The organism is Lentzea sp. NPDC042327 (assembly GCF_040647275.1).
GTDB lineage: Bacteria > Actinomycetota > Actinomycetes > Mycobacteriales > Pseudonocardiaceae > Lentzea.
Map to the genome: position 1 here is coordinate 202565 of NZ_JBEZBX010000010.1, position 26447 is coordinate 229011.

Here is a 26447-nt window from a genome sequence, read left to right on the forward strand (position 1 = left end):
GGAGCGCCCGGAGTTATGGGCAAGATCAAGGTTCAGGGCACCGTCGTCGAGCTCGACGGCGACGAGATGACCCGGATCATCTGGCAGTTCATCAAGGACAAGCTGATCCACCCGTACCTGGACGTCACCCTGGAGTACTACGACCTGGGCATCGAGCACCGGGACGCCACCGACGACCAGGTCACGATCGACGCCGCGAACGCCATCAAGAAGCACGGCGTCGGCGTCAAGTGCGCCACGATCACGCCGGACGAGGCGCGGGTCGAGGAGTTCGGCCTGAAGAAGATGTGGGTCTCGCCGAACGGCACGATCCGCAACATCCTCGGCGGTGTCGTCTTCCGCGAGCCGATCATCATCTCGAACGTGCCGCGCCTGGTCCCCGGCTGGACGAAGCCGATCATCATCGGCCGTCACGCCCACGGCGACCAGTACAAGGCCACCAACTTCAAGGTGCCCGGCGCCGGCAAGCTCACGATCACGTTCCAGCCGGAGGACGGCTCGGACCCGATCGAGCACGTCGTCACCGAGTTCCCGGCGGAGGGCGGTGTGGCGATGGGCATGTACAACTACAACAAGTCCATCGAGGACTTCGCCCGCGCCTCGTTCTCCTACGGCCTGCAGCGGGGCTACCCCGTCTACATGTCCACGAAGAACACGATCCTGAAGGCCTACGACGGCCAGTTCAAGGACATCTTCCAGCGCGTGTTCGACGAGGAGTTCAAGGCGAAGTTCGACGCCAAGGGCCTCACCTACGAGCACCGCCTCATCGACGACATGGTCGCCGCGGCCATGAAGTGGGAGGGCGGCTACGTCTGGGCGTGCAAGAACTACGACGGTGACGTCCAGTCCGACACGGTCGCGCAGGGCTTCGGCTCGCTCGGCCTGATGACGTCGGTCCTGATGACGCCGGACGGCAAGACCGTCGAGGCCGAGGCCGCCCACGGCACGGTCACCCGCCACTTCCGCCAGCACCAGGCCGGCAAGCCCACCTCCACGAACCCGATCGCCTCGATCTTCGCGTGGACCCGTGGCCTGATGCACCGCGGCAAGCTGGACGATACCCCCGAGGTCATCCGCTTCGCCGAGGCGCTCGAGTCGGTCGTCATCGAGACCGTCGAGTCCGGTCAGATGACCAAGGACCTGGCCCTGCTGATCAGCAAGGACCAGGAGTGGCTGACCACCGAGGACTTCCTCGCCGCCCTGGACGAGAACCTCAAGAAGAAGATGGCGTCGTTCTGACGTTCGCCTGAACGGTTCGTCGAAGGCCACCCCGGTCACGCCGGGGTGGCCTTCTTCGTTCCCGTGTCACCCGGTCGGTTCCTCTTGCGGGTGGTTGCCGCGCCGGGCCGTCCGGCGCATCCTCCCAGCCGCTATATCTGCTGATCGAAGGCAGTGCGGTGCGCGGGAGGCGACGATGCTGGGTGTTCCGGTCCGGGGCATGATCGTGATTGGCGTGCTCGGCGTCGCCGGGGTGATGTACGTCGCGAACGGCGGCAAGCCGATGGGCACCGACAAGGCCGACCAGGTCTGCAAGATCACGGTGACCGCGGACATCCTCAACGTCCGCTCCGGTCCCGGCGACATGCAGCCGATCGTCTCCACGATGCCCCGCGACGCCGTGACCGACGCCTCCGACCGCGTCGAGAACGGTTACCGCATGCTGAGCGACCGCCGCTGGGTCAACGGACAGTTCGTGGCGCTGACGAGCGACTCCACCTGCAGGTAGGCCCGGCTGGCACACTGGTGCCATGCTGCGCAACATGTTCCGGTGGGGCCGGGCGAAGTCCACGACCCGGTGCACCTGCACGCCGGAGTGGCAGGGCCTCTACACCGAGCTGGACGGCCAGCGCCAACTCGCGCTGCCCCGTGACGAGATGGCCACCTTGGTCGGCTACCTCGACCTGCGCGCCCACTGCGCCGGCTGCGGCGCCGAGTACCCGCACGCCTGGGGCCTGGCCTCCCAGTAGGCTCCCCGGTCGTGCTCACGGTCTCCACGGTCAACGTCAACGGTCTGCGCGCCGCCGCCAAGAAGGGCTACCTGGAGTGGCTCGCGTCCTCCTCGGCGGACGTGGTGTGCCTGCAGGAGGTCCGCGCGGAACCGGGTGACCTCGCAGCCGAGCTGCACACCCCTCCCGGTTGGTACGCCGTGTACGCCCCGTCGTCCCTGAAGGGCCGCGCTGGCGTGGGCGTGCTCTCGCGCGTTGAACCGTCATCGGTCCGCGTGGGCTTCGGCGAAGCGGAGTTCGAGTCGAGCGGCCGCTACGTGGAGGTCGAGCTGCCCGGCGTCGTCGTCGCGTCCCTGTACCTGCCCTCCGGTGACGTCGCCACGGAGCGCCAGGAGGAGAAGGACCGCTTCATGGCGTCCTTCCTGCCGTACCTGGTGTCGCTGCGGGAGAAGGCCGCCGTGTCGGGCCGTGAGGTGCTCGTGTGCGGGGACTGGAACATCGCGCACCAGCAGGCCGACCTGAAGAACTGGCGGACCAACCAGAAGGAGTCCGGGTTCCTGCCGTACGAGCGGGAGTGGATGTCCTCGGTGTTCGCCTCCGGGTACAACGACGTGGTGCGCGCGCTGCACCCCGATGTCGTCGGGCCGTACTCGTGGTGGTCGTATCGCGGGAAGGCGTTCGACAACGACTCCGGCTGGCGCATCGACTACCAGGTGGCGACGGACGGGCTGGCTGGGCGGGCGGTGTCCGCGGTGGTGGAGCGGGCGGCCACCTACGCGGAACGCTGGTCCGACCACGCCCCGGTGACCGTCGTGTACTCGGGCTGATCGCAGACTGCGGATCAGGCACAATCGTGCCCAGGAGGTGACGAGGGTGCACGAGGTCGTGGCCGCCAAGCTGACCGAGATCGAGAACCTGTGCCGGACGCTGGGCGTCCGCCGGCTCGACGTGTTCGGGTCGGCGGTCGGGGAGTCGTTCGACGTGGAGTCGAGTGACGTGGACATCCTCGTGGAGTTCGACGTCACCGACGGGTTCGACCACTTCGGCAGCTACTTCGCGCTGAAGGAGGGGTTGGAGCGGATCCTCGACCGGCCCGTCGACCTGGTGGTCGGCGCCGGCATCCGCAACCCGTACTTCCACCAGCAGGTGATGGACACCAAGGAAACCCTGTATGCGGCGTGATCCCCGTGCGTACCTGTGGGACGCGGTGCGCGCCACTGAGCTGCTGGCCGAGTTCAGCGACGGCAAGTCGTTCGCGGACTACGTCTCCGACGCCATGCTGAGGTCAGCGGTCGAGGCCAGTTCGAGATCATCGGTGAGGCGTTGAACAACCTGTCGAAGGTCGATCCGAAGCTTGCTGCCCTGGTTCCCGATCTGGCCCGCATCGTGGCTTTCCGCAACATCCTCATCCACGGCTACGCCACCGTGGACGACGCGTTGGTGTGGCAGGTGCTCACCGAGAAACGCCCGCGGTTGGAAGAGCACCTGCGCCAGTTGTCGGCCGGCTTGAGCTGACCGGCGTCACCCGGTTCACGTCCCAGCACCGCACCGCCGCACGGCCGGTCACCCGTTCCGCCGTCCGACCCAGCCCACCCGGCCTTTATCGCTCCCGTCACCCGACCGCCCGCTCGATTCGACCCGCCCGTTCCCCGAACATGAGCACGATTCACCATCGATGAATCGGGGTGGGCATGACGGGTTTCAACCGGCGCAACTTCCTGCTGGCCATGGGCGTGGGCGCCGCGGGCGTGCCACTGCTCGACCTGGACGCGCAAGCGATTGCGAGCACCGCGGGCACCACGCTCGACACCACCGCCGCACCCATCGGCACCAGCGGCTACCGCAGGCTCCAGGCGGGACCGGGCTGGCCGGTGGTCGTCCGCGGCGACCTGGTCGCGGCCAAGCCCGGCCGGGAGGCGCGGCGCCAGGCGCTCGCCAGCTTCGTGCAGTTCAGCGACATGCACATCTGCGACGCGCAGAGCCCGCTGCGGTTCGAGTACCTGCACCCGGTCATGGGGTCCAGCGCGCACCGGCCGCAGGAGACGCTCACCGCGCAGGGCTCGACGGCACTCGTCAAGCGCGTCAACGCGGTCCAGCGAGGTCCCGTCACCGGGCGGAAGTTCGACTTCCTCATGACCACCGGCGACAACACCGACAACCACGAGCACATCGAGCTCGACTGGTTCCTCACGGTCCTCAACGGTGGCCGGATCACGCCCAACACCGGCGACAGCCGGTACGAGGGCGTGCAGAACGCGGCGATCAGCACGTTCTGGCAGCCGGATCTGTCCGGCACCGACGACTACAAGGCCAAGGGCTTTCCGCAGCTCCCCGGGCTCCTCGACGCGGCCACCAGGACGTTCACCAGCCCCGGCCTCGACATCCCCTGGTACGCCACGATCGGCAACCACGACGACAGCGTGGTCGGGGCGTTGCCGGACGGGCTGCTCGACGGCTGGTACACCGGGCGCAAGAAGATCGTCGGGTTCGGTGACCCCGTGCAGAACGCGAAGGTCGCGCAGGCGTTCCACGACCCCGCCGCCGTCCCCGAGGCGATGGCCATCCTCGCGAGTGGTGGGGTCGTCAGGACCGTGACGCCCGATGACCGGCGCAGGCTGTTCACCACCGGCGAGTACGTGCGCAAGCATCTGCCGACGGGCGGACACGGTTACACGGACGCCAACGCGGACGGGGTGGACGTCTTCTACACGTTCCGGATGGCGCCGGGGGTGACCGGCATCAGCATGGACACCACGAACCTCGCCGGGTTCTCCACCGGCTCGATCGGGCTGCACCAGCTCAACTGGATCGAGCGGACCCTCCGGCGCAACAGCTCGCTCTACTACGACTGGCTCGGGCTGCCGCAGCGGCAGAACGTCACCGACGAGCTGTTCGTGCTGTTCAGCCACCACACCAGCCAGACGATGGGCAACGTCCTGCCCGACCGCAGGCGGCCGCTCGACCCGCGGATGAACGGTGAGGCGCTCGTGAACCTGCTGCACCGGTTCCCGAACGTGCTGGCGTGGGTCAACGGGCACACGCACCGCAACGTGATCACGCCGCACCGGCACGACACCCCGGGCAGGGGCTTCTGGGAGATCAACACCGCGGCGCACGTCGACTACCCGCAGCACGCCCGCGTCATCGAGGTGGCCGACAACGGTGACGGCACGTTGTCGCTGTTCACGACGTTGCTCGAAGCCGATGCGCCCTATCAGGTCGACTACGACGACCGCAGCGACGAAGCCCTCGCCAGCCTGTGCCGCGAGCTCACCTACAACGACCTCCACTCGCGGACGGACCCGCTGGGCACGCCGCTGGACCGGAACACCGAACTGCTCGTCTCGGTGCGCTGACGAGTGGGATGTCCCACAGCCCGTCACAACTGATCAGGAATTTCGGCGGCCTAAGGTCGTTGACGTGGCAGTGGACATCTCTCTGAACCCACCGCAGCCCCGTCCGAGCGCTGCGGCCCTGCGGCGTGCGCTGCGCCGGGCCGCCGACGGTGCCGTGCTGGACGCGACCGAGGCCGCGGTGCTGCTGCACGCGCGCGGGGAGGACCTGGACGCGCTGCTGGCCGCGGCCGGGCGGGTGCGGGACGCGCACCTGCTCGCCGAGGGGCGGCCGGGGGTCGTCACGTACAGCCGGTCGGTGTTCATCCCGCTGACCAGGTTGTGCCGGGACCGGTGCCACTACTGCACGTTCGCCACCGTGCCGCACAAGCTGCCCGCCGCGTTCCTGGAGCGCGACGAGGTGCTGGCGATCGCGCGCGCGGGAGCCGAGCAGGGCTGCAAGGAAGCGCTCTTCACGCTCGGCGACCGGCCGGAGGACCGGTGGCCGGCCGCGAAGGAGTGGCTGGAGGCGCGCGGCTACGAGTCCACTTTGGACTACGTGCGGGCCAGCGCCATCGCGGTGCTGGAGGAGACGGGGCTGCTGCCGCACCTCAACCCCGGCGTGCTGAGCTGGGAGGAGCTGCAGCGGCTGCGTCCCGTGGCCTCCAGCATGGGGATGATGCTGGAGACCACCGCGGAACGGCTGTGGAGCGAGAAGGGCGGCCCGCACCACGGCAGCCCGGACAAGGACCCCGCGGTCCGGCTGCGCGTGCTCACCGACGCGGGCCGGGTGAACGTGCCGTTCACGACCGGCATCCTGATCGGCATCGGCGAGAACCTGACCGAGCGCGCGGAGTCGTTGCTCGCCATGCGGCAGATCGCCAAGCAGTACGGGCACATCCAGGAAGTCATCATCCAGAACTTCCGCGCCAAGCCGGACACGGCGATGCGCGGCATGCCCGACGCCGACCTCACCGAGCTCGCCGCGACGATCGCCGTCGCGCGCCTGGTGATGCCGTCGACCGTGAGCGTGCAGGCACCGCCGAACCTGGTCGGCGGGGAGTTCGGCCTCATGCTGCGCGCGGGCGTCGACGACTGGGGCGGCGTCTCGCCGGTCACGCCCGACCACGTCAACCCGGAGAAGCCGTGGCCGCAGGTCGACGAGCTCGCCGGCATCACGCGTGCCGCCGGTTTCTCCTTGCGGGAACGGCTGAACGTCTACCCGCGCTACGTCCGCGCGACCGCCGGGCAGTGGATCGACACCCGGCTCACCGCCCACGTCTCCGCGCTGGCGCTGGAGAACGGGCTCGCGAACCCGGACGCCGAGGTCGCCGGCCGCGAGTGGCAGGAACCGGACGGCGGTCTCGACACCTACGGCCGCGCCGACCTCAACACCGCGATCGACACCGAGGGCCGCACCGGCGACCGGCGCGGCGACTTCGACGAGGTCTACGGCGACTGGGACGAGCTCAAGGTCCCCGTTGCGCCGCAACGACTTCCTGAAGACGTCCAACGTGGACTGAAGATCGCGGCGGACGACCCGGCCGCCCTGCTCGGCGACACCGACGCCGCCATGGCGCTGCTGACCGCCGACGGCGACGCGCTGGAGCACCTCGTCCGGCTCGCCGACGAGCTGCGCCGCGAGGTGGTCGGCGACGACGTCACCTACGTGGTCAACCGCAACATCAACTTCTCGAACGTCTGCTACGTCGGCTGCCGCTTCTGCGCCTTCGCGCAACGCGAGCGCGACGCCGACGCGTTCCGGCTCTCGGCGGAGGAGGTGGCCGACCGCGCGCAGGAGGCGTGGGACGCGGGCGCCACCGAGGTCTGCATGCAGGGCGGCATCGACCCCAAGCTGCCGGTGACCTACTACGCCGACGTCGTCCGCGCGATCAAGAAGCGGCTGCCGGACATGCACGTGCACGCGTTCAGCCCGATGGAGATCGTCTCCGCCGCGGCCAAGGCGGGCGTGAGCGTGCGCGAGTGGCTGACCGAGCTCAAGCAGGCCGGGCTCGACACCATCCCCGGCACGGCGGCCGAGATCCTCGACGACGACGTGCGCTGGGTGCTGACCAAGGGCAAGCTGCCGACCGCGACCTGGCTCGACGTCGTCGGCACCGCCCACGAGCTGGGCATCCGCTCGTCGAGCACGATGATGTACGGCCACGTCGACCACCCCGGCCACTGGCTCAGCCACTTCCGGGTGCTGGCGCAGCTGCAGGACCGCACCGGCGGGCTCACCGAGTTCGTCGCGCTGCCGTTCGTGCACCGCAACGCCCCCATCTACCTGGCGGGGGTCGCCCGGCCCGGCCCCACCCGCCGCGACAACCGGGCCGTGCACGCCTTCGCCCGGCTGGCGCTGCACGGCCGCGTCGACAACATCCAGTGCTCGTGGGTCAAGCTCGGCGACGAGGGCACCGCGGAGATCCTCAACGGCGGTGCCAACGACCTCGGCGGCACGTTGATGGAGGAGACGATCAGCCGCATGGCCGGGTCCGAACACGGGTCGGCGCGCACTGTGCGTGAGCTCAACACCATGGCTTCACTAGCAGGGCGTAACGCCCGTCAGCGAACTACGACATATGGGCGAGTGCGATCCGATCACCGGTGACCGATAGTCTGACTTGGCGCATGGACGCTACCGGTCCTCGGTAGCTTGGCGGCCAATCAGTCAGCAAGGTTCACCCGTTCCGGGGTGGTCTGTGCTTTGGGGAGGCTCGGCAAGTGCAAGGCGTGAGTTTTGTACTGAGCGCTGCTGTTGAGAGCAGTGTCTCGGGCACCGCTGCGGGTCCAGTCGGTCTGATCGCGGTCACGGCGGGCGTCGGTGGTCTGGTGTACGGCTTCGTGAAGCAGCGCCGCAAGCCGGCGGTGGTGTCGGCGCAGAACCAGCGCGTCGACCTGGTCCAGCAGGACACCCCGCTGAGCTGATTTCCCCGGTCTGAGAAGATTTCTCCCGTGTCCACGGAGAACGCACCCGCACAGCCCGTTCGTCGGCCGCGTGTCCTGTCCGGCATCCAGCCCACGGCAGGCTCGTTCCACCTCGGCAACTACCTGGGTGCGGTGCGGCAGTGGGTGGCCCTGCAGGAGGACCACGACGCGTTCTACTGCGTCGTCGACCTGCACGCCATCACCGTGGAGCAGAACCCCAAGGAGCTGCGGCAGAACACCCGCGTCTCGGCGGCCCAGCTGCTCGCGCTGGGCATCGACCCGGACCGCGCGACGCTGTTCGTCCAGTCCCACATCCCCGAGCACGCCCAGCTCGGCTGGGTCATGCAGTGCCTCACCGGCTTCGGCGAGGCCTCGCGGATGACCCAGTTCAAGGACAAGTCCGCACGTCAGGAAGCCGCCGTCGGCGTCGGCCTCTTCACCTACCCGATCCTGCAGGCCGCGGACATCCTGCTGTACCAGGCGCACTACGTGCCGGTCGGCGAGGACCAGCGCCAGCACCTGGAGCTGACCCGCGACCTCGCGACCAGGTTCAACTCGCGCTACGGCAAGACCTTCCGCCTGCCGGAGGCGTACATCGTCAAGGACACGGCCAAGATCTACGACCTGCAGGACCCGACCGCGAAGATGAGCAAGTCGGTCCCCGGCGGCGTCGTCGAGCTGCTGGAGGACCCGAAGCGGTCCGCGAAGAAGATCCGCTCGGCCGTCACCGACACCGGCCGCGAGATCGTCTTCGACGTCGAGAACAAGCCGGGCGTCTCCAACCTGCTCACCATCTTCTCGGCGCTGACCGGCCGCACGGTCGAGTCGCTGGTCGCCGACTACGACGGCAAGGGCTACGGCGACCTGAAGAAGGACCTCGGAGAGGTCTTCACCGAGTGGGTCACGCCGGTGCAGGACCGCGTCCGCACGTACCTCGACGACGTGGCCGGCCTGGACAAGATCCTCGCCACCGGCGCCGAGCGCGCCCGCGACGTCGCCGCCGGCACGCTGCGCCGCACGTACGAGAAGATCGGCTTCGTTCTGCCCGAGTAGTGCGGTTGCACTAGCGTCCTACCCGTGGACAAGTGGCGGCAGAAGTACGCGTGGCTCGACCACATCATCCGCGCGTACGAGCGGTTCGACCAGCGGTACGGCACCCAGCACGCCGCGGCGGTCACGTACTTCAGCGTGCTCTCGCTCGTGCCGATCCTGATGATCGGCTTCGCCGTCGCCGGTTTCGTGCTGCAGTCGCAGCCCGACCTGCTCGCGTCGCTGCGCGCCGGCATCGCCGAGGCCGTGCCGGACCAGCAGCTGCGCACCCAGATCAACGAGGCCGTCGACACCGCCCTGGAGTCGAAGGGCACCGTCGGCATCATCGGTCTGCTCGGCGCCGCCTACTCCGGTCTCGGCTGGATGAGCAACCTCCGCGACGCGCTGACCGCGCAGTGGGGTCAGGCCAAGGGCGACCTGCCGTTCCTGGGGACGCTGTGGCGGGACCTCCTGTCGCTGGTCGGGCTCGGGCTGGCGATCGTGCTGTCCTTCGGCATCACGGCCGCGGGCTCCGGGTTCGCCGAGCAGGTCCTGAAGTGGCTGGGGTTCGAGGACGCCGGCTGGGCGCACGTGCTGCTGCGGATCGGCACGATCGTGCTGTCGCTGCTCGCGAACTGGATGGTGTTCCTGTGGGTGCTCGCGCGCCTGCCCCGCAAGCCCGTCGGCTGGCGGAGCGCCGTGCGCGGCGCGCTGGCGGCCGCGATCGGCTTCGAGGTGCTCAAGCAGGCCGCCACGATCTTCCTGTCGTTCACGACGAAGTCGCCGACCTCGGCCGCGTTCGGGTCGGTCATCGGCGTGCTCGTGTTCGCGAACCTCGTGGCGCAGTTCATGTTGTTCATCACCGCGTGGACGGCGACCGCGAAGGAGAACCGGGAGCCCGAGGTCGTGCAGGCCCCGGCTCCCGCGGTGATCTCGCCGGTCGTGTCGGTGCGGCCGGGGCCCTCTCCTTCGCTGATGGTCGGGGTCGGCGCCGTGCTCGGCGCGCTGGTGGGGCTGAGGTGGAAGAGGCGGTAGCCGCTCACCACCCCCGCGGCGCGGCCGGGTCGTCCGGCGCGATCCGCACCGCAGGCCGAGGCCGGGCCCCGGCGGCCTCGTAGGCCCGTCTCAGCTCAGTCGCCACCTGGTCCGGGTGCGTTCTCAACCGCGCCGGCAGCGTCTGCACGACGAGGATTCCCGCCGCCGCGTACCTCGTGTTGCGGGCGAGCGTGCGCTCGTAGTCGCGAGCTCCGCAGTGGAACGCGCGCGAGTCGATCTCCCAGGCCAGTGCCACGTCGTCGAACCACGCGTCCGGTCTGCCGACGACCTGGCCGCGCGCGTCGACGACGGTGGCGTTCCAGTGCGGGGTGGTCAGGCGGATGCGGCGGGAGAGGCGGCGGGCGTCCCGTTCGGCCACCGACTCGGCCCGGCCCAGGTCGGCGAGGACCGAGCGGACCAGCTTCGCGCCGAAGCGGTGGGTGCGGGCCTCCTCGCGGAGGGACTCCGGGGTGCAGCGGCCCCTCTGGATCGCGGCGGCGACCAGGGCCGTCACCTCGTCCGCCGACCGGAGCTGACGGCAGGCGTCCACGACCGCGCGGGCCGGGCGCACCAGGGGGAAGCCGTCGACGGTCGTGGTCGGCGGCATCGGGGACGCGCGTTCGACGACCAGCCGGCCGCTGCCGCGGACCGGGGCCGGTGCGAGCAGGTGGAGCTCGCGGCCGCGGGCGGGCAGGCCGTGGCGGCGGCAGGCCTCCGCCCCCGTCACGGCGGCACCGGGGCCCGCGCGCAGCAGGGCCGCCGTGAGGTGCTGGTCCTGGGTGGGCGGGCCGTTGTGCAGCAGCACGACACCGGGGTACATGCGCTGCCACGGCCCGCCCGAGGCGCACCGGTGCCAGGGGTTCGAGACGCCCAGGGACTTCAGGGTCGCGGTGGTGATGACGCCGAGGTCGCTGCGTTCGCGCAGCTGGTCGATTCGCACGTCACCAGTGTGACGAGGACCACCGACAGTTCCGGAGCGGTCAGCGCCGGGCGGGCCTGGTGCGGTTCAGCAGGAGCAGGAGCGCGCCGGCGAGGAGCAGCAGCGTGCCCAGTGCGGCCAGCCAGCCGGTCGAGGCGCCGGTGGAGGCCAGGTGGCCCTCGTCGTGGCGCGGTGGCGCGGCGACGGGCTTGGTGGTCGTGGCCGGCGGCGTCGTCGCGTTCGTGGCGGACGTCGTCGTGGTGACCGGCGTTGTCGTCGTCACCGGCGTCGTGGTCGTGACCGGTGTCGTGGTGGTGCTGGACGTGTCGGTGGTGCTGGTCGTGCTCGACGGGGTGGTGGTCGTCGTCGAGTCCGTGGTCGACGTCGTCGTGGACGTCGTCGAGCCGGTCGTGGTGGTCGTCGAGCCCGTGGTCGTGGTCGTCGAACCGGTCGTCGTGGTCGAGCCGGTCGTCGTGGTCGTCGAACCGGTGGTCGTGGAGTCCGTGGTCGTGGTGGTCGCACCGGTGGTCGTCGTGGTCGAGCCGGTGGTGGTGGTCGTGCAGTCGGTCGTGGTCGTCGTGGGGGTCGTCGTGGTCGTCGACGGCTTGGTCCACGAGGTCTTGGTCGTGGGTTCGCCTCTTTCCACGGGGGCGAGGCGTTCCTGCGGGCACCACGAGGCGGCGCACACCTGGCCGTCGCCGGAGGCGGAGGCCTCCGGCGACGCGCCGTGCAGTCCGGCGAACGTCAGCACCGCGCCCGCGGTGAGCACACCGATGTAGGCGATACGAGACATGCCCGCGATCGTGTCGCCGCCCACATCGGGCCGCGCGTGATCTGGGACAACGTCACCCGCGAGTGAGCAGGACTTCCCTCGATCAGGTCCAGAAGACCGCGATGCCCACGTTCAGCACGACCAGCGAGGCGGCGGTCGGCAGCAGCCAGGACGGGGCCTTGGGCTTGTTGACGGTGATCGCGACGACCACCGCGATGGCGACGACGACGGCCAGCTTCACGCCGATCTTGACGTGGTCGTACTTCACCGAGTCGACGAGCGGGTCGATGCCGACCAGCGCCAGGCCGGTGAGCAGCTGCAGGGCGGCGCCGTGCAGCCAGCCCTTGTTCACCGGGGCGTCCTTGCCGGCCCTCGCCTGCAACATGATCATCGCGACGAGCATGCCCATGCCCAGCAGGTGCAGGAAGACCAGCACCAGGCGTACGAACTCCACAGCGTTTCCTTATCGACGTCGGGTAGCGAGGAAACCCCGCACGCCCAGCACGCCGATGACGGTGCCGAAGACGAGCGAGGCGATCACGAGCACGAGGTGCACCGTGAAGAACGGGGTCGGTCCGTCGCTGAACGAACGCGGGTCGTTCCAGATGTTCTTCAGGAACGTGGGCCAGATCACCCACGACCACACTCCGAAAGCCACCAGGAAGAGTGACATCGGGCGCGAGAGCTTCACGGCGACCAGTATCGGACGTGGTGCGTGCAAGACGTTGAACGGGGGTGGATAGCCTGGGGGCGTGCCCTTCACCCATCGGCTCATCGTCGCCCTGGTCCTCGCCCTGGCCACAGCCGCGTTCGCCGCACCGACCGGCACGGCACAGCAGAACCTCGCCGCCCAGTGCGCCAACCGCGAGACCCCGCCCCCGCCCGTGGACACCTCCGAGCAGCCGGCGCCCGGTCAGAAGGCCCCCGCACCGCTCGAGGTGCCCGAGAAGCCGATCGGTGGTGACCGGCTCGGCGAGTGCGGCCTGATCCTCCCGCCGAACTCGGCGCAGCCCCCGAGCGGCAACACCGCGGCCTCCTGGCTGCTGGCCGACATGGACAGCGGCGCCGTCATCGCCGCGTACGACCCGCACGGCCGTCAGCGCCCCGCGAGCGTCATGAAGGTCCTGCTCGCGCTCGTCGTGGCCAAGGAGCTGCGCGGCGACATGGTGGTGACCGCCTCCGCGGAGGACACGCAGCAGGAGTGCACCTGCGTCGGCCTGCGCGACGGCGGCCAGTACACCGTCCGCCAGCTGCTGCACGGCCTGCTGCTCACCTCCGGCAACGACGTCGCGCACACCCTCGCCCGCCAGCTCGGCGGCGTGCCGAGGGCGCTGGGCAAGATGAACGCCATGGCCCGCGAGCTCGGCGCCCTGGACACCCGCGCGGTCACGCCGTCCGGTCTGGACGGCCCCGGCACCAGCACGTCGGCCTACGACGTCGCCCTGATCTTCCGCGGCGCCATGAAGTACGACGAGTTCGCCAGCGCCATCAAGCTGAAGCAGTCGCAGTTCCCCGGCCGCAACGGGGGCACGATCATGCTGACCAACGACAACCGCCTCCTCTCGAACTACGAGGGCGCGATCGGCGGCAAGACCGGCTTCACCGACGACTCCCAGCACACCTACGTGGGTGCCGCGGAGCGCAACGGCCGCCGCCTCGTCGTCGTGCTGCTGCGCGGCCAGCAGACGCCGACCCCGATCACCACCCAGGCCTCGAAGCTGCTCGACTACGGCTTCGCGATGGGCCCCGGCGGCGTCGGCAAGCTCGTGGACGGCGCCCCGCAGCCCAAGCCGAGGGTGACCTCCACCCAGAACGCCGACGCGGACGCCGTGGCGGCACCCGGTGACAGCGCCAACGGCCGCCCGGCCCCGACCATGTTCGGCACCGTCGGCCTCCCCATCACGGCCGCCGCCGGCGTGGGCCTGCTGGCCGCCGTGTTCCTCTACCTCCGCAACAAGAGGGCCAAGGCGGCACGGGCACGCCGCCAGGCCGCCCAGGCCGCACAGGGCTTCTGAGAGCGTTCTCCCACGAGGGCCCCGGCGCACACCGCGCCGGGGCCCTCGTCGTCGGCACACCGGGTGCAACGACACGGCGCCGCGTCCCCGAGGGGGGAACGCGGCGCCGTCGTCGAACGGGGGAGATCAGGTGCGCTTGAACAGCAGCGCGCGCTTCACTTCCTGGATCGCCTTGGTGACCTGGATGCCACGCGGGCAGGCGTCCGTGCAGTTGAACGTGGTGCGGCAGCGCCACACGCCGTCGACGTCGTTGAGGATGTCGAGCCGCTCCTCGGCGCCCTCGTCCCGCGAGTCGAAGATGAAGCGGTGCGCGTTGACGATCGCGGCGGGACCGAAGTACGAGCCCTCCGTCCAGTACACCGGGCACGAGGTCGTGCAGCAGGCGCACAGGATGCACTTGGTGGTGTCGTCGAAGCGCTCGCGGTCGGCGACCGACTGGATCCGCTCCCGCGTCGGCTCGTTGCCGTAGGTCACGAGGTACGGCTTGACGGCGCGGAAGGCCTCGAAGAACGGCTCCATGTCGACGAGCAGGTCCTTGTTCACCGGCAGGCCCTTGATGGGCTCGATGGTGATGGTGGTCTGCTTGTCCTTGAGCAGCAGGTCCTTCAGCAGGACCTTGCACGCCAGGCGGTTGACGCCGTTGATGCGCATGGCGTCCGAACCGCAGATGCCGTGGGCGCAGGAGCGGCGGAACGTCAGCGTGCCGTCCACGTACCACTTGATGTGGTGCAGCAGGTTCAGCACGCGGTCCGACGGCAGCGCGGGGATCTCGAACGAGTCCCAGCGGGGCTCGTCGTCGACCTCCGGGTTGAAGCGCCGGATCTTGACGGTGACCGTGACAGCGCCGTCCGGAACCGGCGGCTGGGAGCCGCGCGAGCCAGCAGTGGTTTCAGCGGTGGCGGTCATCAGTACTTGCGCTCCATCGGCTTGTACCGGGTAAAGGTCACGGGCTTGTAGTCCAGCCGGATGTCCGCGGCCAGGCCCTCGCCCTGCTTGTAGAACATGCTGTGGCGCATGAAGTTCGTGTCGTCGCGGTTCGGGTAGTCCTCGCGCGCGTGACCGCCGCGGGACTCCTTGCGCGCGAGCGCGCCCACCACGAGCACCTCGGCCAGCTCCAGCAGGAAGCCGAGCTCGACGGCCTCCAGCAGGTCGGTGTTGAAGCGCTTGCCCTTGTCCTGCACCTGGATGTGCGCGTAGCGCTCCTTCAGGGCCTGGACGTCGTGCAGCGCCGTCTTCAGCGTGTCCTCGGTGCGGTAGACGGACGCGTTGGCGTCCATCGTGGCCTGCAGCTCGGTGCGGATGTCCGCCACCCGCTCCTGGCCGTGCTCCGACAGCGCCAGGGCGACCTGGGCCTCGACGGCGGCGGCCGGGTTCTCCGGCAGCTCGACGTGCGACTCGCGGGAGAGCGCGTACTCGGCTGCGGCGATGCCGGCGCGGCGGCCGAAGACGTTGATGTCCAGCAGCGAGTTCGTGCCGAGGCGGTTCGCGCCGTGCACGGAGACGCAGGCGCACTCGCCGGCGGCGTAGAGGCCGGGGACGACGTTGTCGTTGTCCCGCAGCACCTCGCCGTGGATGTTCGTCGGGATGCCGCCCATCGCGTAGTGCGCGGTCGGGTAGACCGGGACGGGCTCGACGACCGGGTCGACCGCGAGGTAGGTGCGGGCGAACTCGGTGATGTCCGGCAGCTTCGTCTCCAGGACCTCGGCACCGAGGTGCGTGCAGTCCAGCAGCACGTAGTCCTTGTTCGGGCCGGCGCCACGGCCTTCGAGCACCTCGAGGGCCATCGAGCGGGCCACGATGTCGCGCGGCGCCAGGTCCTTGATGGTCGGGGCGTAGCGCTCCATGAACCGCTCACCAGAGGCGTTGCGCAGGATCGCGCCCTCGCCGCGGGCACCCTCGGTCAGCAGGATGCCGAGACCGGCCAGGCCGGTCGGGTGGAACTGGTAGAACTCCATGTCCTCCAGGGGCAGGCCCTTGCGGAAGACGATGCCCATGCCGTCACCGGTCAGCGTGTGGGCGTTCGACGTGGTCTTGAAGACCTTGCCGAAGCCACCGGTCGCGAACACGACGGACTTGGCCTGGAAGACGTGGATCTCGCCGGTCGCCAGCTCGTACGCGACGGCACCGGTGCAGACCGGGCCGTTCTCCGTCTCGGTGAGGCAGATGTCGAGCACGTAGAACTCGTTGAAGAACTCGATGCCGTGCTTGACGCAGTTCTGGTACAGCGTCTGCAGGATCATGTGACCGGTGCGGTCCGCGGCGTAGCAGGCGCGGCGCACGGCGGCTTCACCGTGGTTGCGCGTGTGACCGCCGAACCGGCGCTGGTCGATCTTGCCCTCGGGCGTGCGGTTGAACGGCAGGCCCATCTTCTCGAGGTCGAGAACGGCGTCGATCGCCTCCTTCGCCATGATCTCGGCGGCGTCCTGGTCGACCAGGTAGTCGCCGCCCTTGATCGTGTCGAAGGTGTGCCACTCCCAGTTGTCCTCCTCGACGTTGGCGAGGGCGGCGCACATGCCGCCCTGGGCCGCGCCGGTGTGGGACCGGGTGGGGTAGAGCTTCGTCAGCACCGCGGTGCGGGCGCGCTGGCCGGACTCGATCGCCGCGCGCATACCGGCACCACCAGCGCCGATGATGACTACGTCGTACTTGTGGAACTGCATTGTGGTGGGCTCCCCGCGCGGGTCAGTTCGAGATGTTCGGGTCGAAGGTGAAGATCACGAACGTGCCGAGCGAGATGATCAGCACCATCGACACGTAGAGCAGCATCTTCAACCAGAACCGGGTGGAGTCCTTGCGCGCGTAGTCGTTGATGACCGTGCGCAGGCCGTTGCCGCCGTGGAGCTGAGCGAGCCACAGCATGGAGAGGTCCCAGAACTGCCAGAACGGGGACGACCAGCGGCCGGCGACGAAGGCGAAGTTGATCTTGTGGACGCCGCCGTCGAGGATGTTCATGATGAACAGGTGGCCCAGGACCAGGACCACGAGCAGCAGGCCGGACAGCCGCATGAACAGCCAGCTGCGGAGCTCGCCGTTGCCGCGGCGGGCCGCGGGGCGGCGCGGCGAGCGGGGCTTGTCGAGTGCGAGAGACATGTCAGTGACCCCCAACCAGGTCGGAGATCGTGCGCTCCATCATGAAGTAGAAGCCGGGGATCATCACGACGACCCAGACGGCCAGCACGACCCAGAGCATGACCCGCTGGTACTTGGCGCCCTTCTCCCAGAAGTCCACCAGCATGACCCGGATGCCGTTGAGCGCGTGGTAGAGCACCGCGCCGACCAGGCCGACCTCGAAGAGGTTCACGACCGGGTTCTTGTAGGTCTCGATCACCGCGTCGTACGCGTTCGGTGACACCCGCACGAGTGCGGTGTCGAGCACGTGGGTGAAGAGGAAGAAGAACGTGAGGACACCGGTGATCCGGTGGGCGACCCAGGACCACATGCCCAGATCACCGCGGTAGAGCGTCCCACCCCCTCGGGTGGTGCCCGACCGCTCGGGTGCGCCTGCGCTGGTCATGCGCCGCGGCCTCCAACGTCAGTGGTGGTGGTCGGCGAAACGGTTCATCCCGACCATGACCGGAAAATCGTAGTCCTGCACGTTGGGACGGACCCAGCAGGCGTACCCGCTCTGTGACTGACGAGACACGCTGTCGATCGGCCAAGCGGTCTTTATCGATACGGAAATGCGGTCCACGCCACAGCTACCGGCGAGTACGCCAGCTGGGCGGTGTGAAGCCGTAGCAGAAGTTTCACAGTTACCGGACCTCTCTTCGGGCCGCGCCACTGGGCCGTTGGGACGACGACCAAGGCCCGGAAGCGGCCGAAGCGGACTTTTCCGCCACGCGGCGAACACGGCTGATCACCACTCGTGCGGTCAAAGCGTCGAATGCGTAACCGATAGGGGTCTTTGTAGGTGCTGGCGGCAACGGGGTTGGTTACTAAGAGGTACGGTGCCGCGTCTAGGACCCAACAACGTCGTTGGGGAGGAACCTCAGGGAGGAGACGAGCCGTGCGTCGTCGTATGCGTGGTGTCGCGGTCGCCGCGATCGCGTTGACCAGCGTGATGACTATGGCCGCCTGCGCGAAGGACTCGGGTGGCGGAAGCAACAACTCGAGCGCTGGTACTGGTGCCGCCTGCGAGTTCGCCGCGGCTCCGCCCGCGCCCACCACCTCGAACACCAGCGCCGCCAACGGCGCCAAGGTGGATGCGAGCGCGCTGAAGATCGGTCTGGCCTACGACATCGGTGGCCGTGGCGACGCGTCGTTCAACGACTCCGCCGCCGCCGGTCTGGACAAGGCCATCTCGGACATGGGCGTGAAGAAGGAGAACACGCGCGAGCTGTCCGCCGCCCCGAACGAGGACGAGTCCGCCAAGCAGACCCGGCTGCGCCAGCTGGCCGCCGAGGGCTTCAGCCCGATCATCGGTGTCGGCTTCGCCTACGCCGAGTCGATGAAGCTCGTCGCCGCGGAGTTCCCGAACGTCAAGTTCTCGCTGGTCGACGGCTCCGTCGACGGTGCGGCCAACGTGACGCCGCTGCTGTTCGCCGAGCAGGAGGGTTCCTTCCTCGCCGGTGTCATCGCCGCGTACCAGAGCAAGAAGTGCCACGTGGGCTTCGTCGGCGGCGTCGAGATCCCGCTGATCCAGAAGTTCGAGGCCGGCTACTTCCAGGGTGCGCAGACCGCCGCCCCGAAGATCAAGGTCGAGAAGAAGTACATCACGCCCGCGGGTGACTTCACCGGCTTCCAGGACGCCCCGAAGGGCCAGGAAGCCGCGAAGGGCCAGATCGACAAGGGTGCGGACGTCATCTACCAGGCCGCCGGCGCGTCCGGCAAGGGCATCTTCTCCGCCGCCAAGCAGGCGGGCGTGCTGGCCATCGGCGTCGACTCCGACCAGTACAACCAGGCGACCGTCGCCGACACCAAGGACGTCATCGTGTCGTCCATGCTCAAGCGCGTCGACGTCGCGGTCTACGACTACATCGCCGCCGTCGCGAAGAACGACCTCGCGTCGCTGCCGAAGGTCTTCGACCTGAAGGTCGACGGCGTCGGTTACGCCACGACGGGTGGCAAGATCGACGCGAAGCTGCAGGGCATCCTCGAGGGCTACAAGGCCCAGATCATCGAGGGCAAGATCACGGTCAAGGACAAGCCGTAGTCCGGAAGCCACGAACACCGCCGGGCCCTGTGAGGTTTCGCCCTCACAGGGCCCGGTGCGTGGTAGGAGGAGCACTCGACGATGAGCAGTTCCACGTCCGTCGGCACGGACGAACACCCCGCGGTGGTGCTCACGGGCATCACCAAGCGATTCCCCGGTGTGGTCGCCAACAGCGACGTCCACCTGACCGTCCGCCGCGGCGAGGTGCACGCGCTCTGCGGTGAGAACGGCGCGGGCAAGTCGACCCTGATGAAGATCCTCTACGGCATGCAGCCGCCGGACGAGGGCACCATCGAGGTGAACGGCGAGCAGGTGCGGTTCCGCACCCCGTCCGACGCCATCAAGGCCGGCATCGGCATGGTGCACCAGCACTTCATGCTCGCCGACAACCTCACGGTGCAGGAGAACGTCGTCCTGGGCGCCGAGGCGCTGCACGGCATCGGCAAGAAGGCCCGCGCGCGCATCATCGAGCTCTCCGGCAAGACCGGTCTCAACGTCGACCCCGGCGTGCTCGTCGAGCAGCTCGGTGTCGCCGACCGGCAGCGCGTCGAGATCCTCAAGGTGCTCTACCGCGGCGCCAGGGTGATCATCCTGGACGAGCCGACCGCCGTGCTCGTGCCGCAGGAGGTCAACGAGCTCTTCGACACCGTCCGCGGCATGCAGGAGCAGGGCTACACGTTCCTGTTCATCTCGCACAAGCTCGACGAGGTCCGCGCGATCGCGGACTCCGTCACGGTGATCCGCCGCGGCACGACGGTGGGCAGCGCGGACCCGAAGACGGTGTCGTCGCGCCAGCTCGCGGAGATGATGGTCGGCAGCGAGCTGCCCAGCCCGGAGACCCGCGAGTCCACCGTCACCGACCGGGTTGTGCTGGCGGTCGAGGGCCTGCGGCTGATGACCCCGGACGGCGCGCGGCCGATCCTCGACGACGTCGACATGGTCGTGCGGTCCGGCGAGGTCGTCGGCATCGCGGGCGTCGAGGGCAACGGCCAGACCGAGCTCGTCGAGGCCGTCATGGGCATGCGCAAGGCCGGTGGCGGCACGATCACGTTGCAGGGCAAGGACATCACCAAGCTCGGGACGCTCGCCCGGCGCGAGGCGGGCATCGGCTACGTGCCGGAGGACCGCCACCGCCACGGCCTGCTGCTCACGCAACCCCTCTGGTACAACCGCATCCTCGGCTACCAGACCCGCAAGCCCACCTCCAGGGGCATGTGGCTCGACATCGACGGCGCCAAGAACGACACCGAGCGGATCGTCGCGGACTTCGACGTCCGCACGCCCGGCATCGACGTCCCCGCGGCGGCGCTCTCCGGTGGCAACCAGCAGAAGCTGGTCGTCGGCCGCGAGCTGTCCGGCGACCCGGTGCTGCTGATCGCCTCGCACCCCACCCGCGGTGTGGACGTCGGCGCGCAGGCGTTGATCTGGGACGAGATCAAGCGCGCCCGCGCCGCCGGTCTCGCCGTCCTGCTGATCTCCGCCGACCTGGACGAGCTGATCGGCCTGTCGGACACGATCAAGGTCATGCTGCGCGGCCGCCTGGTGGCCGACGCGGACCCGAACACCGTCACGCCAGAGGACCTCGGCAGCGCGATGACGGGTGCGGGCAGCACGAGTGCCGCGGTGCACGAAACCGCCGCGGTAGAGGAAGGCGAGCACTGATGGGACACCTGCGCGGCAAACTCCTGCCGCCCGCGTTGGCGATCGTCTTCTCGATGCTGTTGTGCGGCGTGGCGCTCGTCATCTCCGGTGCCAACCCGCTCAAGGCGTTCGGCGTGATGGTGACGCAGGTCGGCAAGGGCACGACGTTCGTCGACATCATCAACTCGACGGGCATCTACTACATCGCGGCGCTCGCGGTGGCGATCGGGTTCCAGATGAACCTGTTCAACATCGGTGTCGAGGGTCAGTACCGCGTCGCCGCCGTCATCGCGGCGGTCGTCGGCGGCTCGATCGTGCTGCCGCCCGGCATCCACACGCTGGTGATCATCATCGTCGCCGCGCTCGCCGGTGCCGCCTGGGCCGCGATCCCCGCGATCCTCAAGGTGACGCGCGGCGTCAACGAGGTCATCTCGACGATCATGATGAACGGGCTGGCGATCGGCCTGTCCGCCTACCTGATCCGCCGCGACGTCTTCGGTGAGCTGCGCGGCAACAACATCCGCACCGCCGAGATCCCGGAGTCCGGCTGGATGCCCGGCATCTCGTTCGGCGGCAGCGGCACGATGTTCGGCTTCATCTTCGTGGCCATCGCGCTGGGCGTCGGCTACTGGGTGATGATGAACAAGACCCGGTTCGGCTTCGAGCTGCGCGCGTCCGGCGAGTCCTCGACCGCCGCGTCCGCCGGTGGCGTCAACGCCAAGAAGATGGTCCTGGTGTCGATGCTGCTCTCGGGCGCCATCGCGGGCCTGATCTCGCTGCCCGAGCTGCTCGGCCGCGACCACACGTTCAGCCTGAACTTCACCGCCGGCATCGGCTTCTCGGGCATCGCGATCGCGCTGCTCGGCCGCAACCACCCCGGTGGCATCGCGTTCGGCGCGCTGCTCTGGGCGTTCCTCGACAAGTCGGGCCTCGCGCTCGACAACGTCGGCGTGCCCAGGGAGATCGTCACCATCATGCAGGGCTCGATCGTCCTGTCGGTCGTCGTCGCCTACGAGGTGGTGCGCCGCTTCGAGCTCGCCGCCGAACAGCGCCGCGTCGGCCGTGAGCTCGGAACCGTTGGAGGTGCCGCGTGATCTCGACGTTGGAGGAGAAGCCGCACATCCCGGCAGCGCCCCGCAAGCGCAGGGTTCCCGGGTGGGCCGTCGGCATGCTCGGCGTCGCCGGTGCGATCGCGCTGCTGTCGATCACGTCGATGCAGACCGGTTTCCCGCAGCTCACCTCGTCCGGCACGACCCAGACGGCGGTCCGCCTGGGCCTGCCGATCCTGCTCGCCGGCCTCGGCGGCCTGTGGGCGGAACGCGCCGGCGTGGTCAACATCGGCCTCGAAGGCATGATGATCATGGGCACCTGGGGCGCGGCGTGGGCCGGCTACCAGTGGGGCCCGTGGGTCGCGGTGCTCGCGGCCGTCGTGTTCGGCGCACTGGGTGGCCTGCTGCACGCGATCGCCACCGTCACGTTCGGCGTCAACCACATCGTCTCCGGTGTGGCGATCAACCTGCTCGGCGCCGGTCTGACGAAGTACCTGTCGACACTGGTGTTCTTCCCGCTGTCGAACAACCCGCGGCAGTCGCCGCCGGTGCAGCCGTTCGACACGTTCTCCGCGGCGGGCCTCGACGACTGGCTCGGCGAGCTGGAGGCCGGTCAGCGCCTGTTCATCTCGGACGTCGCGGGCATCTTGCGCGGCCTCGTCACCGGCGTCTCACCGCTGACGATGCTGGCGATCCTGCTGCTGCCGCTGTCGTACTACCTGCTCTGGCACACCCGCTTCGGCCTGCGCCTGCGCTCGGTCGGCGAGAACCCGCACGCGGCGGACTCGCTGGGCGTGAAGGTGTACTTCCACAAGTACGTCGCCGTGATCGTCTCCGGTGGTCTCGCCGGTCTGGGTGGCGCGGCGCTCGTGCTGAACCCCGGTCAGCTGTCCTACCTGGAGGGCCAGACCGGCGGCCGCGGCTACATCGGCCTCGCCGCGATGATCTTCGGCAACTGGCGGCCCGGTGGCCTGCTCGGTGGTGCGGCGCTGTTCGGCTACGCCGACGGCCTGCAGCTGCGGTCGGGTGGCGACACGGTGCTGGCGCTGGTCTACGGCGTCGTGCTGCTGCTCGGCGTGATCGTGGTGTGGCAGCTCATCCGCCGCAAGTGGTTCTCCGCGGCGGCGGCCATCGTCGTGGCCGTGCTCATGTACCTGCTCTACATCAGCCTCGACGAGATCCCGAGCGAGTTCGTGGCCTACGCGCCGCACATGGTGACGCTGGCCGTGCTCGCCGTCGCCTCGCAACGACTCCGCATGCCGGCGGCCGACGGTGAGGTGTACCGCCGTGGCTGAGGTCGACTGGGACGTGCTGCGGGCACGGGCGGTGGAGGCGGCGCAGTCCGCCTACTGCCCGTACTCGGGGCTGCGGGTCGGTTCCGCGGCGCTGTGCGACGACGGCCGGATCGTGACGGGCTGCAACGTCGAGAACGCCTCGTACGGCGTGGGTCTGTGCGCCGAGTGCGCGATGGCCGGTCAGCTGCAGCTCACGGGTGGCGGCCGGTTCGTCGCCGTGGCCTGCCGGTCCGGTGCCGGTGAGCTGCTGATGCCGTGCGGCCGGTGCCGCCAGGTGCTCTACGAGCTGGGTGGCCGGGACTGCCTGGTGGACACGCCGTCCGGGGTCCTGCCGATGTCGTCGGTGCTGCCGGACGCGTTCGGACCGGAGGACCTGCCATGAGCTTCTCGGCGGTGGACGTCATCCGCGCCAAGCGCGACGGTGCGGCGCTGACGTCCGAGCAGATCGACTGGGTGATCGACGCCTACACGCGCGGCGCGGTCGCCGACGAGCAGATGTCCGCGCTGGCCATGGCGATCTTCCTGAACGGCATGACGCCCGCGGAGACCGCGCGCTGGACGCAGGCGATGATCGCCTCCGGCGAGCGGTTGTCGTTGCACGTCGACCGCCCCACCGTCGACAAGCACTCGACCGGTGGCGTCGGCGACAAGATCACACTGCCACTGGCACCGCTGGTCGCCGCCTGCGGTGCCGCGGTGCCGCAGCTGTCCGGTCGCGGGCTCGGGCACACCGGCGGGACGCTGGACAAGCTGGAGTCGATCCCCGGGTGGCGGGCCGCACTGTCCACTTCGGAGATCCTCGACCAGCTGTCGTCGGTCGGTGCCGTGGTGTGCGCTGCCACGGAAGGACTTGCTCCCGCCGACCGCAAGCTCTACGCGTTGCGCGACGTCACCGGGACGGTCGAGGCGATCCCGCTGATCGCGTCCTCGATCATGTCGAAGAAGATCGCGGAGGGCGCCGAGTCGCTGGTGCTCGACGTGAAGGTCGGCTCCGGTGCGTTCATGAAGGACCTCGCGTCCGCGCGGGAGCTGGCCTCGGCGCTCGTGTCGATCGGCGTTGAGCACGGCGTGCGGATCTCGGCGCTGCTGACGGACATGTCGGTGCCGCTGGGCCGGGCCGTGGGCAACGCGGTCGAGGTGGCCGAGTCCGTGGACGTGCTGCGCGGTGGCGGTCCGGCCGACGTGGTCGAGCTGACCGTCGCGCTGGCCGCGGAGATGCTGTCGCTGGCCGGGATCTCCGCCGACCCGGCCGCCGTGCTGGCCTCGGGTGAGGCCTACGAGGTGTGGGCGCGGATGATCAGCGCCCAGGGCGGCGACCCGGAGGCCGCTCTGCCGGTGGCCGCGCACAAGCACGTCGTGACGGCACCGGCCGCCGGTGTGCTGTCCACGTTGGACGCCTACGGCGTGGGTGTCGCGGCGTGGCGGCTCGGTGCCGGCCGCGCGCGCAAGGAGGACCCGGTGCAGGCCGGTGCCGGCGTCGTGTGCCTGGCCAAGCCGGGTGACGTCGTGGAGGCCGGTCAGCCGTTGCTGGAGCTGCACACCGACACCCCGGACGCGATCACCGGTGCTCTGCAGGCCCTCGAAGGTGCCTACAGCGTCACGGACTCCGCGCCGGAACGGTCACCGCTGGTGATCGACACCATCCGCGGCTGACTGACAACCCCGCCCCTGGCTTCCACGGCATCTGCAAGTACCGAGTACTTGCAGATGCCTGGGCCAGCAGGGGGAGGTCAGTTGACGAGGGAGCCGGCCAGGGGGGACCTGTCCTGTTTCCAGAGCACGCACAGGACCTCCTGGCGGCCCGGTGCGGTGGCGTCCTGCCAGGCCTCCACTCCTTCTGGGTGGGCACGAGGCCGGTGAAGCCGAGCGGCTCCTGGATCTTCGGCTCGACCACCCTGAACTGCTCGGTGCAGTAGTCCTTCGTGAAGTCGGCCAGCCACTTCGTGCCGGGGTACGGCGTCTCCTTGGGCTTGTCCCACAGCGGCGTCGCCGCGGAGAACAGCTGGATTCCGTGCGGTCCGTCGCACGGCACGTTCGTGCGCACCGGCGAGCCCTGCGTGAGGAAGTCCTTCCCGCACTGCGTCCCCGACAGGTTCCACTCGGGCACGTCACCACCACGGCCGAACGTGGCGATGCGGCGGGCCGGCAGCGGGGCGCCCACCGGGAGCTGCGAGGCCTCCGCCCACTCAGTGGAGCTCTGCCCGCTGGGTGCGGAGCCCGTGGTGCCGTCGGGCTTGAAGGCCTGGTAACCGGCGAACGCCGCCCCCGCGAGCACCAGCGCACCGAGCGCGACCGCGCCGGCCACGACGAGCCTGTTCTTGTTGCGCGGCAACGACACCGGCGCCGTACCCTGCACGATCGCGACCAGCATCTGACGTGCCTGGGGTGCGGTCAGGCGCCGCGCGGGGTCGACGGTCAGCAGCCCGCGGATCACCTGGGCCAGCGCGGGTGACGCGCGCCGCAGCACCGGCGGCTCGTTCATGACGGCGTGCAACGTGGACGCCGTGGACGTCCGCTCGAACGGGCTGATGCCCTCGACCGCGTGGGCGATCGTGACGCCGAGTGCCCACAGGTCCGACGCGGGCGAGGCCTCCCAGCCGCTCAGCCGGTCCGGTGACATGTACGCGGGCGACCCGACGATGCCGCCGTTGTGCGTGAGCCGCGGGTCGTCCACGGCCTGCGCGATGCCGAAGTCGGTGAGCTTCACCGTCCCGTCCGGACGCACCATGACGTTGCTGGGCTTCACGTCCCGGTGCACGATCCCGGCCTGGTGCGCGGCCTCCAGCGCCCCCAGCACCTGCAACGCGACCCCGGCCATCCAGGTGGAGTCGCGCGGCCCGTTCCGCTGCACGATGCTCGCGAGGTCGAGCGCGTCGACCAGCTCCATGGCGAGGTAGGTGCGGCCGTCCTCGCGGACGACGTCGTAGACGGTGACGACCGCCGGGTGGTTCAGCCGGCCCGCGGTCCGCGCCTCGCGGAGCATGCGCTCCTCCAGCACGGTGCGTTCCTCGGCGGCGATGCCCTGCGGCGGGTGCAGTTCCTTGAGCGCGACCGCCCGGCCCAGCAGCTGGTCCTGGGCACGCCACACGACACCCATCGCACCTCTGCCGAGCTCGACGAGCAGGGTGTAGCGGTTGGCGACGACTCGCTGTTGCTGCTGCACGGACTTCCCTTCCGGACGCCACCGGCTGCCCTTGTGGTCACCCCCAGCCGGCGCGAGCATAACCACGGCGTGTGTGAGCGCTCTCCCCGTGGGCACGTGCGTCGCACGGCAACCGGTTCACCGCAAACGCGGAACGGCCCCGGAGCGACGTTGCTCCGGGGCCGTTCCTGG

The 26447-nt window shown here is 69.5% G+C and carries 28 protein-coding genes; 20 read left to right on the forward strand and 8 right to left on the reverse strand.

Translation table 11 applies throughout. The features are described from left to right. Positions 1-15: 15 nt before the first annotated feature. The 12 genes from AB0A63_RS25980 (at position 16) to yhjD (ending at position 10270) form a co-directional block, all read left to right on the forward strand. On the forward strand, positions 16-1239 hold the full coding sequence (locus AB0A63_RS25980) for an NADP-dependent isocitrate dehydrogenase (RefSeq protein ID WP_360395948.1): 1224 nt from the start codon (positions 16-18) through the stop codon (positions 1237-1239). 199 nt (positions 1240-1438) lie between these two features. Next, the gene (locus AB0A63_RS25985; RefSeq protein ID WP_360395950.1) at positions 1439-1726 is read left to right on the forward strand and encodes a hypothetical protein; all 288 of its coding nucleotides are present in this window, start codon (positions 1439-1441) and stop codon (positions 1724-1726) included. A 22-nt stretch (positions 1727-1748) separates the two neighbouring features. Continuing rightward, the gene (locus AB0A63_RS25990) at positions 1749-1967 is read left to right on the forward strand and encodes a hypothetical protein (RefSeq protein ID WP_360395951.1); all 219 of its coding nucleotides are present in this window, start codon (positions 1749-1751) and stop codon (positions 1965-1967) included. An 11-nt stretch (positions 1968-1978) separates the two neighbouring features. After that, the gene (locus tag AB0A63_RS25995) at positions 1979-2773 is read left to right on the forward strand and encodes an exodeoxyribonuclease III (protein WP_360395953.1); all 795 of its coding nucleotides are present in this window, start codon (positions 1979-1981) and stop codon (positions 2771-2773) included. Between the two features lie 46 nt (positions 2774-2819). Continuing rightward, positions 2820-3128 carry a nucleotidyltransferase domain-containing protein gene (locus AB0A63_RS26000; RefSeq protein ID WP_360395955.1) on the forward strand — a complete coding sequence of 103 codons (309 nt, stop codon included), beginning with the start codon at positions 2820-2822 and terminating at the stop codon, positions 3126-3128. Beyond that, positions 3118-3273, forward strand: coding sequence for a hypothetical protein (locus tag AB0A63_RS26005; RefSeq protein WP_360395957.1), 156 nt, complete (start codon positions 3118-3120; stop codon positions 3271-3273). The genes AB0A63_RS26000 and AB0A63_RS26005 overlap by 11 nt, the downstream gene beginning before the upstream one ends. After that, positions 3270-3461, forward strand: a complete 192-nt coding sequence (locus AB0A63_RS26010) for a HepT-like ribonuclease domain-containing protein (RefSeq protein WP_360395958.1) — start codon at positions 3270-3272, stop codon at positions 3459-3461. Before AB0A63_RS26005 ends, AB0A63_RS26010 begins: the two co-directional genes overlap by 4 nt. A gap of 176 nt (positions 3462-3637) precedes the next feature. Beyond that, entirely contained in the window at positions 3638-5302 is a 1665-nt protein-coding gene (locus AB0A63_RS26015) for a TIGR03767 family metallophosphoesterase (RefSeq protein WP_360395959.1), read from the forward strand. A 64-nt stretch (positions 5303-5366) separates the two neighbouring features. After that, positions 5367-7889 (forward strand): bifunctional FO biosynthesis protein CofGH, encoded by a 2523-nt coding sequence (locus AB0A63_RS26020; protein ID WP_360395961.1) that lies wholly within the window; start codon positions 5367-5369, stop codon positions 7887-7889. Positions 7890-8011: 122 nt separating this feature from the next. After that, positions 8012-8206, forward strand: a complete 195-nt coding sequence (locus AB0A63_RS26025; RefSeq protein WP_360395962.1) for a hypothetical protein — start codon at positions 8012-8014, stop codon at positions 8204-8206. A 27-nt stretch (positions 8207-8233) separates the two neighbouring features. After that, the gene (gene trpS, locus AB0A63_RS26030; RefSeq protein WP_360395963.1) at positions 8234-9259 is read left to right on the forward strand and encodes a tryptophan--tRNA ligase; all 1026 of its coding nucleotides are present in this window, start codon (positions 8234-8236) and stop codon (positions 9257-9259) included. Positions 9260-9283: 24 nt separating this feature from the next. After that, a complete protein-coding gene (gene yhjD / locus AB0A63_RS26035; RefSeq protein WP_360395964.1) occupies positions 9284-10270 on the forward strand; it encodes an inner membrane protein YhjD in 987 nt (328 codons plus the stop codon). A gap of 4 nt (positions 10271-10274) precedes the next feature. On the opposite strand, the gene AB0A63_RS26040 is transcribed toward yhjD, so the two are convergent. Continuing rightward, positions 10275-11210 carry a hypothetical protein gene (locus AB0A63_RS26040; protein WP_360395966.1) on the reverse strand — a complete coding sequence of 312 codons (936 nt, stop codon included), beginning with the start codon at positions 11208-11210 and terminating at the stop codon, positions 10275-10277. A 104-nt stretch (positions 11211-11314) separates the two neighbouring features. On the opposite strand from AB0A63_RS26040, the gene AB0A63_RS26045 reads away from it, so the two are divergent. Then, complete coding sequence (locus AB0A63_RS26045; protein ID WP_360395968.1) at positions 11315-11968, forward strand: hypothetical protein; 654 nt, start codon at positions 11315-11317, stop codon at positions 11966-11968. A gap of 96 nt (positions 11969-12064) precedes the next feature. On the opposite strand, the gene AB0A63_RS26050 is transcribed toward AB0A63_RS26045, so the two are convergent. Beyond that, complete coding sequence (locus AB0A63_RS26050; RefSeq protein WP_360395969.1) at positions 12065-12415, reverse strand: hypothetical protein; 351 nt, start codon at positions 12413-12415, stop codon at positions 12065-12067. 9 nt (positions 12416-12424) lie between these two features. After that, positions 12425-12652: an SCO4848 family membrane protein gene (locus AB0A63_RS26055; RefSeq protein WP_053737542.1), complete on the reverse strand. Its 228-nt coding sequence runs from the start codon at positions 12650-12652 to the stop codon at positions 12425-12427. A 61-nt stretch (positions 12653-12713) separates the two neighbouring features. On the opposite strand from AB0A63_RS26055, the gene AB0A63_RS26060 reads away from it, so the two are divergent. After that, complete coding sequence (locus AB0A63_RS26060) at positions 12714-13976, forward strand: D-alanyl-D-alanine carboxypeptidase family protein (RefSeq protein WP_360395971.1); 1263 nt, start codon at positions 12714-12716, stop codon at positions 13974-13976. Positions 13977-14102: 126 nt separating this feature from the next. Here the strand turns inward: AB0A63_RS26060 and AB0A63_RS26065 are convergent, their stop codons facing one another. From AB0A63_RS26065 to sdhC, 4 genes are read right to left on the reverse strand one after another with little or no spacing between them, the layout of a single operon-like run. Continuing rightward, positions 14103-14882, reverse strand: coding sequence for a succinate dehydrogenase iron-sulfur subunit (locus tag AB0A63_RS26065; RefSeq protein ID WP_360395973.1), 780 nt, complete (start codon positions 14880-14882; stop codon positions 14103-14105). Further along, positions 14882-16636: a succinate dehydrogenase flavoprotein subunit gene (gene sdhA / locus AB0A63_RS26070; RefSeq protein WP_360395975.1), complete on the reverse strand. Its 1755-nt coding sequence runs from the start codon at positions 16634-16636 to the stop codon at positions 14882-14884. Before sdhA ends, AB0A63_RS26065 begins: the two co-directional genes overlap by 1 nt. A 22-nt stretch (positions 16637-16658) precedes the next feature. Next, positions 16659-17066 carry a succinate dehydrogenase hydrophobic membrane anchor subunit gene (locus AB0A63_RS26075; RefSeq protein ID WP_360395977.1) on the reverse strand — a complete coding sequence of 136 codons (408 nt, stop codon included), beginning with the start codon at positions 17064-17066 and terminating at the stop codon, positions 16659-16661. A gap of 1 nt (position 17067) precedes the next feature. Continuing rightward, positions 17068-17490 (reverse strand): succinate dehydrogenase, cytochrome b556 subunit, encoded by a 423-nt coding sequence (sdhC, locus tag AB0A63_RS26080; RefSeq protein WP_053737536.1) that lies wholly within the window; start codon positions 17488-17490, stop codon positions 17068-17070. 504 nt (positions 17491-17994) lie between these two features. Here sdhC and AB0A63_RS26085 point away from each other — a divergent pair. The 6 genes from AB0A63_RS26085 to AB0A63_RS26110 all read left to right on the forward strand — a co-directional run bounded on the left by AB0A63_RS26085 (position 17995) and on the right by AB0A63_RS26110 (position 24766). Beyond that, entirely contained in the window at positions 17995-19128 is a 1134-nt protein-coding gene (locus AB0A63_RS26085; RefSeq protein ID WP_360396071.1) for a BMP family ABC transporter substrate-binding protein, read from the forward strand. Positions 19129-19209: 81 nt separating this feature from the next. Beyond that, a complete protein-coding gene (locus AB0A63_RS26090; protein ID WP_360395978.1) occupies positions 19210-20790 on the forward strand; it encodes an ABC transporter ATP-binding protein in 1581 nt (526 codons plus the stop codon). Beyond that, positions 20790-21863, forward strand: coding sequence for an ABC transporter permease (locus tag AB0A63_RS26095; RefSeq protein WP_360395979.1), 1074 nt, complete (start codon positions 20790-20792; stop codon positions 21861-21863). The genes AB0A63_RS26090 and AB0A63_RS26095 overlap by 1 nt, the downstream gene beginning before the upstream one ends. Continuing rightward, positions 21860-23113 (forward strand): ABC transporter permease, encoded by a 1254-nt coding sequence (locus AB0A63_RS26100; protein WP_360395981.1) that lies wholly within the window; start codon positions 21860-21862, stop codon positions 23111-23113. Before AB0A63_RS26095 ends, AB0A63_RS26100 begins: the two co-directional genes overlap by 4 nt. After that, entirely contained in the window at positions 23106-23495 is a 390-nt protein-coding gene (locus AB0A63_RS26105; RefSeq protein WP_360395982.1) for a cytidine deaminase, read from the forward strand. The genes AB0A63_RS26100 and AB0A63_RS26105 overlap by 8 nt, the downstream gene beginning before the upstream one ends. Next, on the forward strand, positions 23492-24766 hold the full coding sequence (locus AB0A63_RS26110; RefSeq protein WP_360395984.1) for a thymidine phosphorylase: 1275 nt from the start codon (positions 23492-23494) through the stop codon (positions 24764-24766). Before AB0A63_RS26105 ends, AB0A63_RS26110 begins: the two co-directional genes overlap by 4 nt. Here the strand turns inward: AB0A63_RS26110 and AB0A63_RS26115 are convergent. Next, complete coding sequence (locus tag AB0A63_RS26115; RefSeq protein WP_360395985.1) at positions 24711-26276, reverse strand: serine/threonine-protein kinase; 1566 nt, start codon at positions 26274-26276, stop codon at positions 24711-24713. The two genes, AB0A63_RS26110 and AB0A63_RS26115, sit on opposite strands and share 56 nt — an antisense overlap. Between the last annotated feature and the right edge of the window lie 171 nt (positions 26277-26447).

Coding starts and splice junctions, on each gene's coding strand:
- AB0A63_RS25980 (WP_360395948.1), top strand. CDS start 16: ATGGGCAAGATCAAGGTTCAGGGCACCGTCGTCGAGCTCGACGGCGAC.
- AB0A63_RS25985 (WP_360395950.1), top strand. CDS start 1,439: ATGATCGTGATTGGCGTGCTCGGCGTCGCCGGGGTGATGTACGTCGCG.
- AB0A63_RS25990 (WP_360395951.1), top strand. CDS start 1,749: ATGCTGCGCAACATGTTCCGGTGGGGCCGGGCGAAGTCCACGACCCGG.
- AB0A63_RS26005 (WP_360395957.1), top strand. CDS start 3,118: ATGCGGCGTGATCCCCGTGCGTACCTGTGGGACGCGGTGCGCGCCACT.
- AB0A63_RS26015 (WP_360395959.1), top strand. CDS start 3,638: ATGACGGGTTTCAACCGGCGCAACTTCCTGCTGGCCATGGGCGTGGGC.
- AB0A63_RS26065 (WP_360395973.1), bottom strand. CDS start 14,882: ATGACCGCCACCGCTGAAACCACTGCTGGCTCGCGCGGCTCCCAGCCG.
- sdhA (WP_360395975.1), bottom strand. CDS start 16,636: ATGCAGTTCCACAAGTACGACGTAGTCATCATCGGCGCTGGTGGTGCC.
- AB0A63_RS26075 (WP_360395977.1), bottom strand. CDS start 17,066: ATGTCTCTCGCACTCGACAAGCCCCGCTCGCCGCGCCGCCCCGCGGCC.
- sdhC (WP_053737536.1), bottom strand. CDS start 17,490: ATGACCAGCGCAGGCGCACCCGAGCGGTCGGGCACCACCCGAGGGGGT.
- AB0A63_RS26085 (WP_360396071.1), top strand. CDS start 17,995: ATGCGTGGTGTCGCGGTCGCCGCGATCGCGTTGACCAGCGTGATGACT.
- AB0A63_RS26090 (WP_360395978.1), top strand. CDS start 19,210: ATGAGCAGTTCCACGTCCGTCGGCACGGACGAACACCCCGCGGTGGTG.
- AB0A63_RS26095 (WP_360395979.1), top strand. CDS start 20,790: ATGGGACACCTGCGCGGCAAACTCCTGCCGCCCGCGTTGGCGATCGTC.
- AB0A63_RS26110 (WP_360395984.1), top strand. CDS start 23,492: ATGAGCTTCTCGGCGGTGGACGTCATCCGCGCCAAGCGCGACGGTGCG.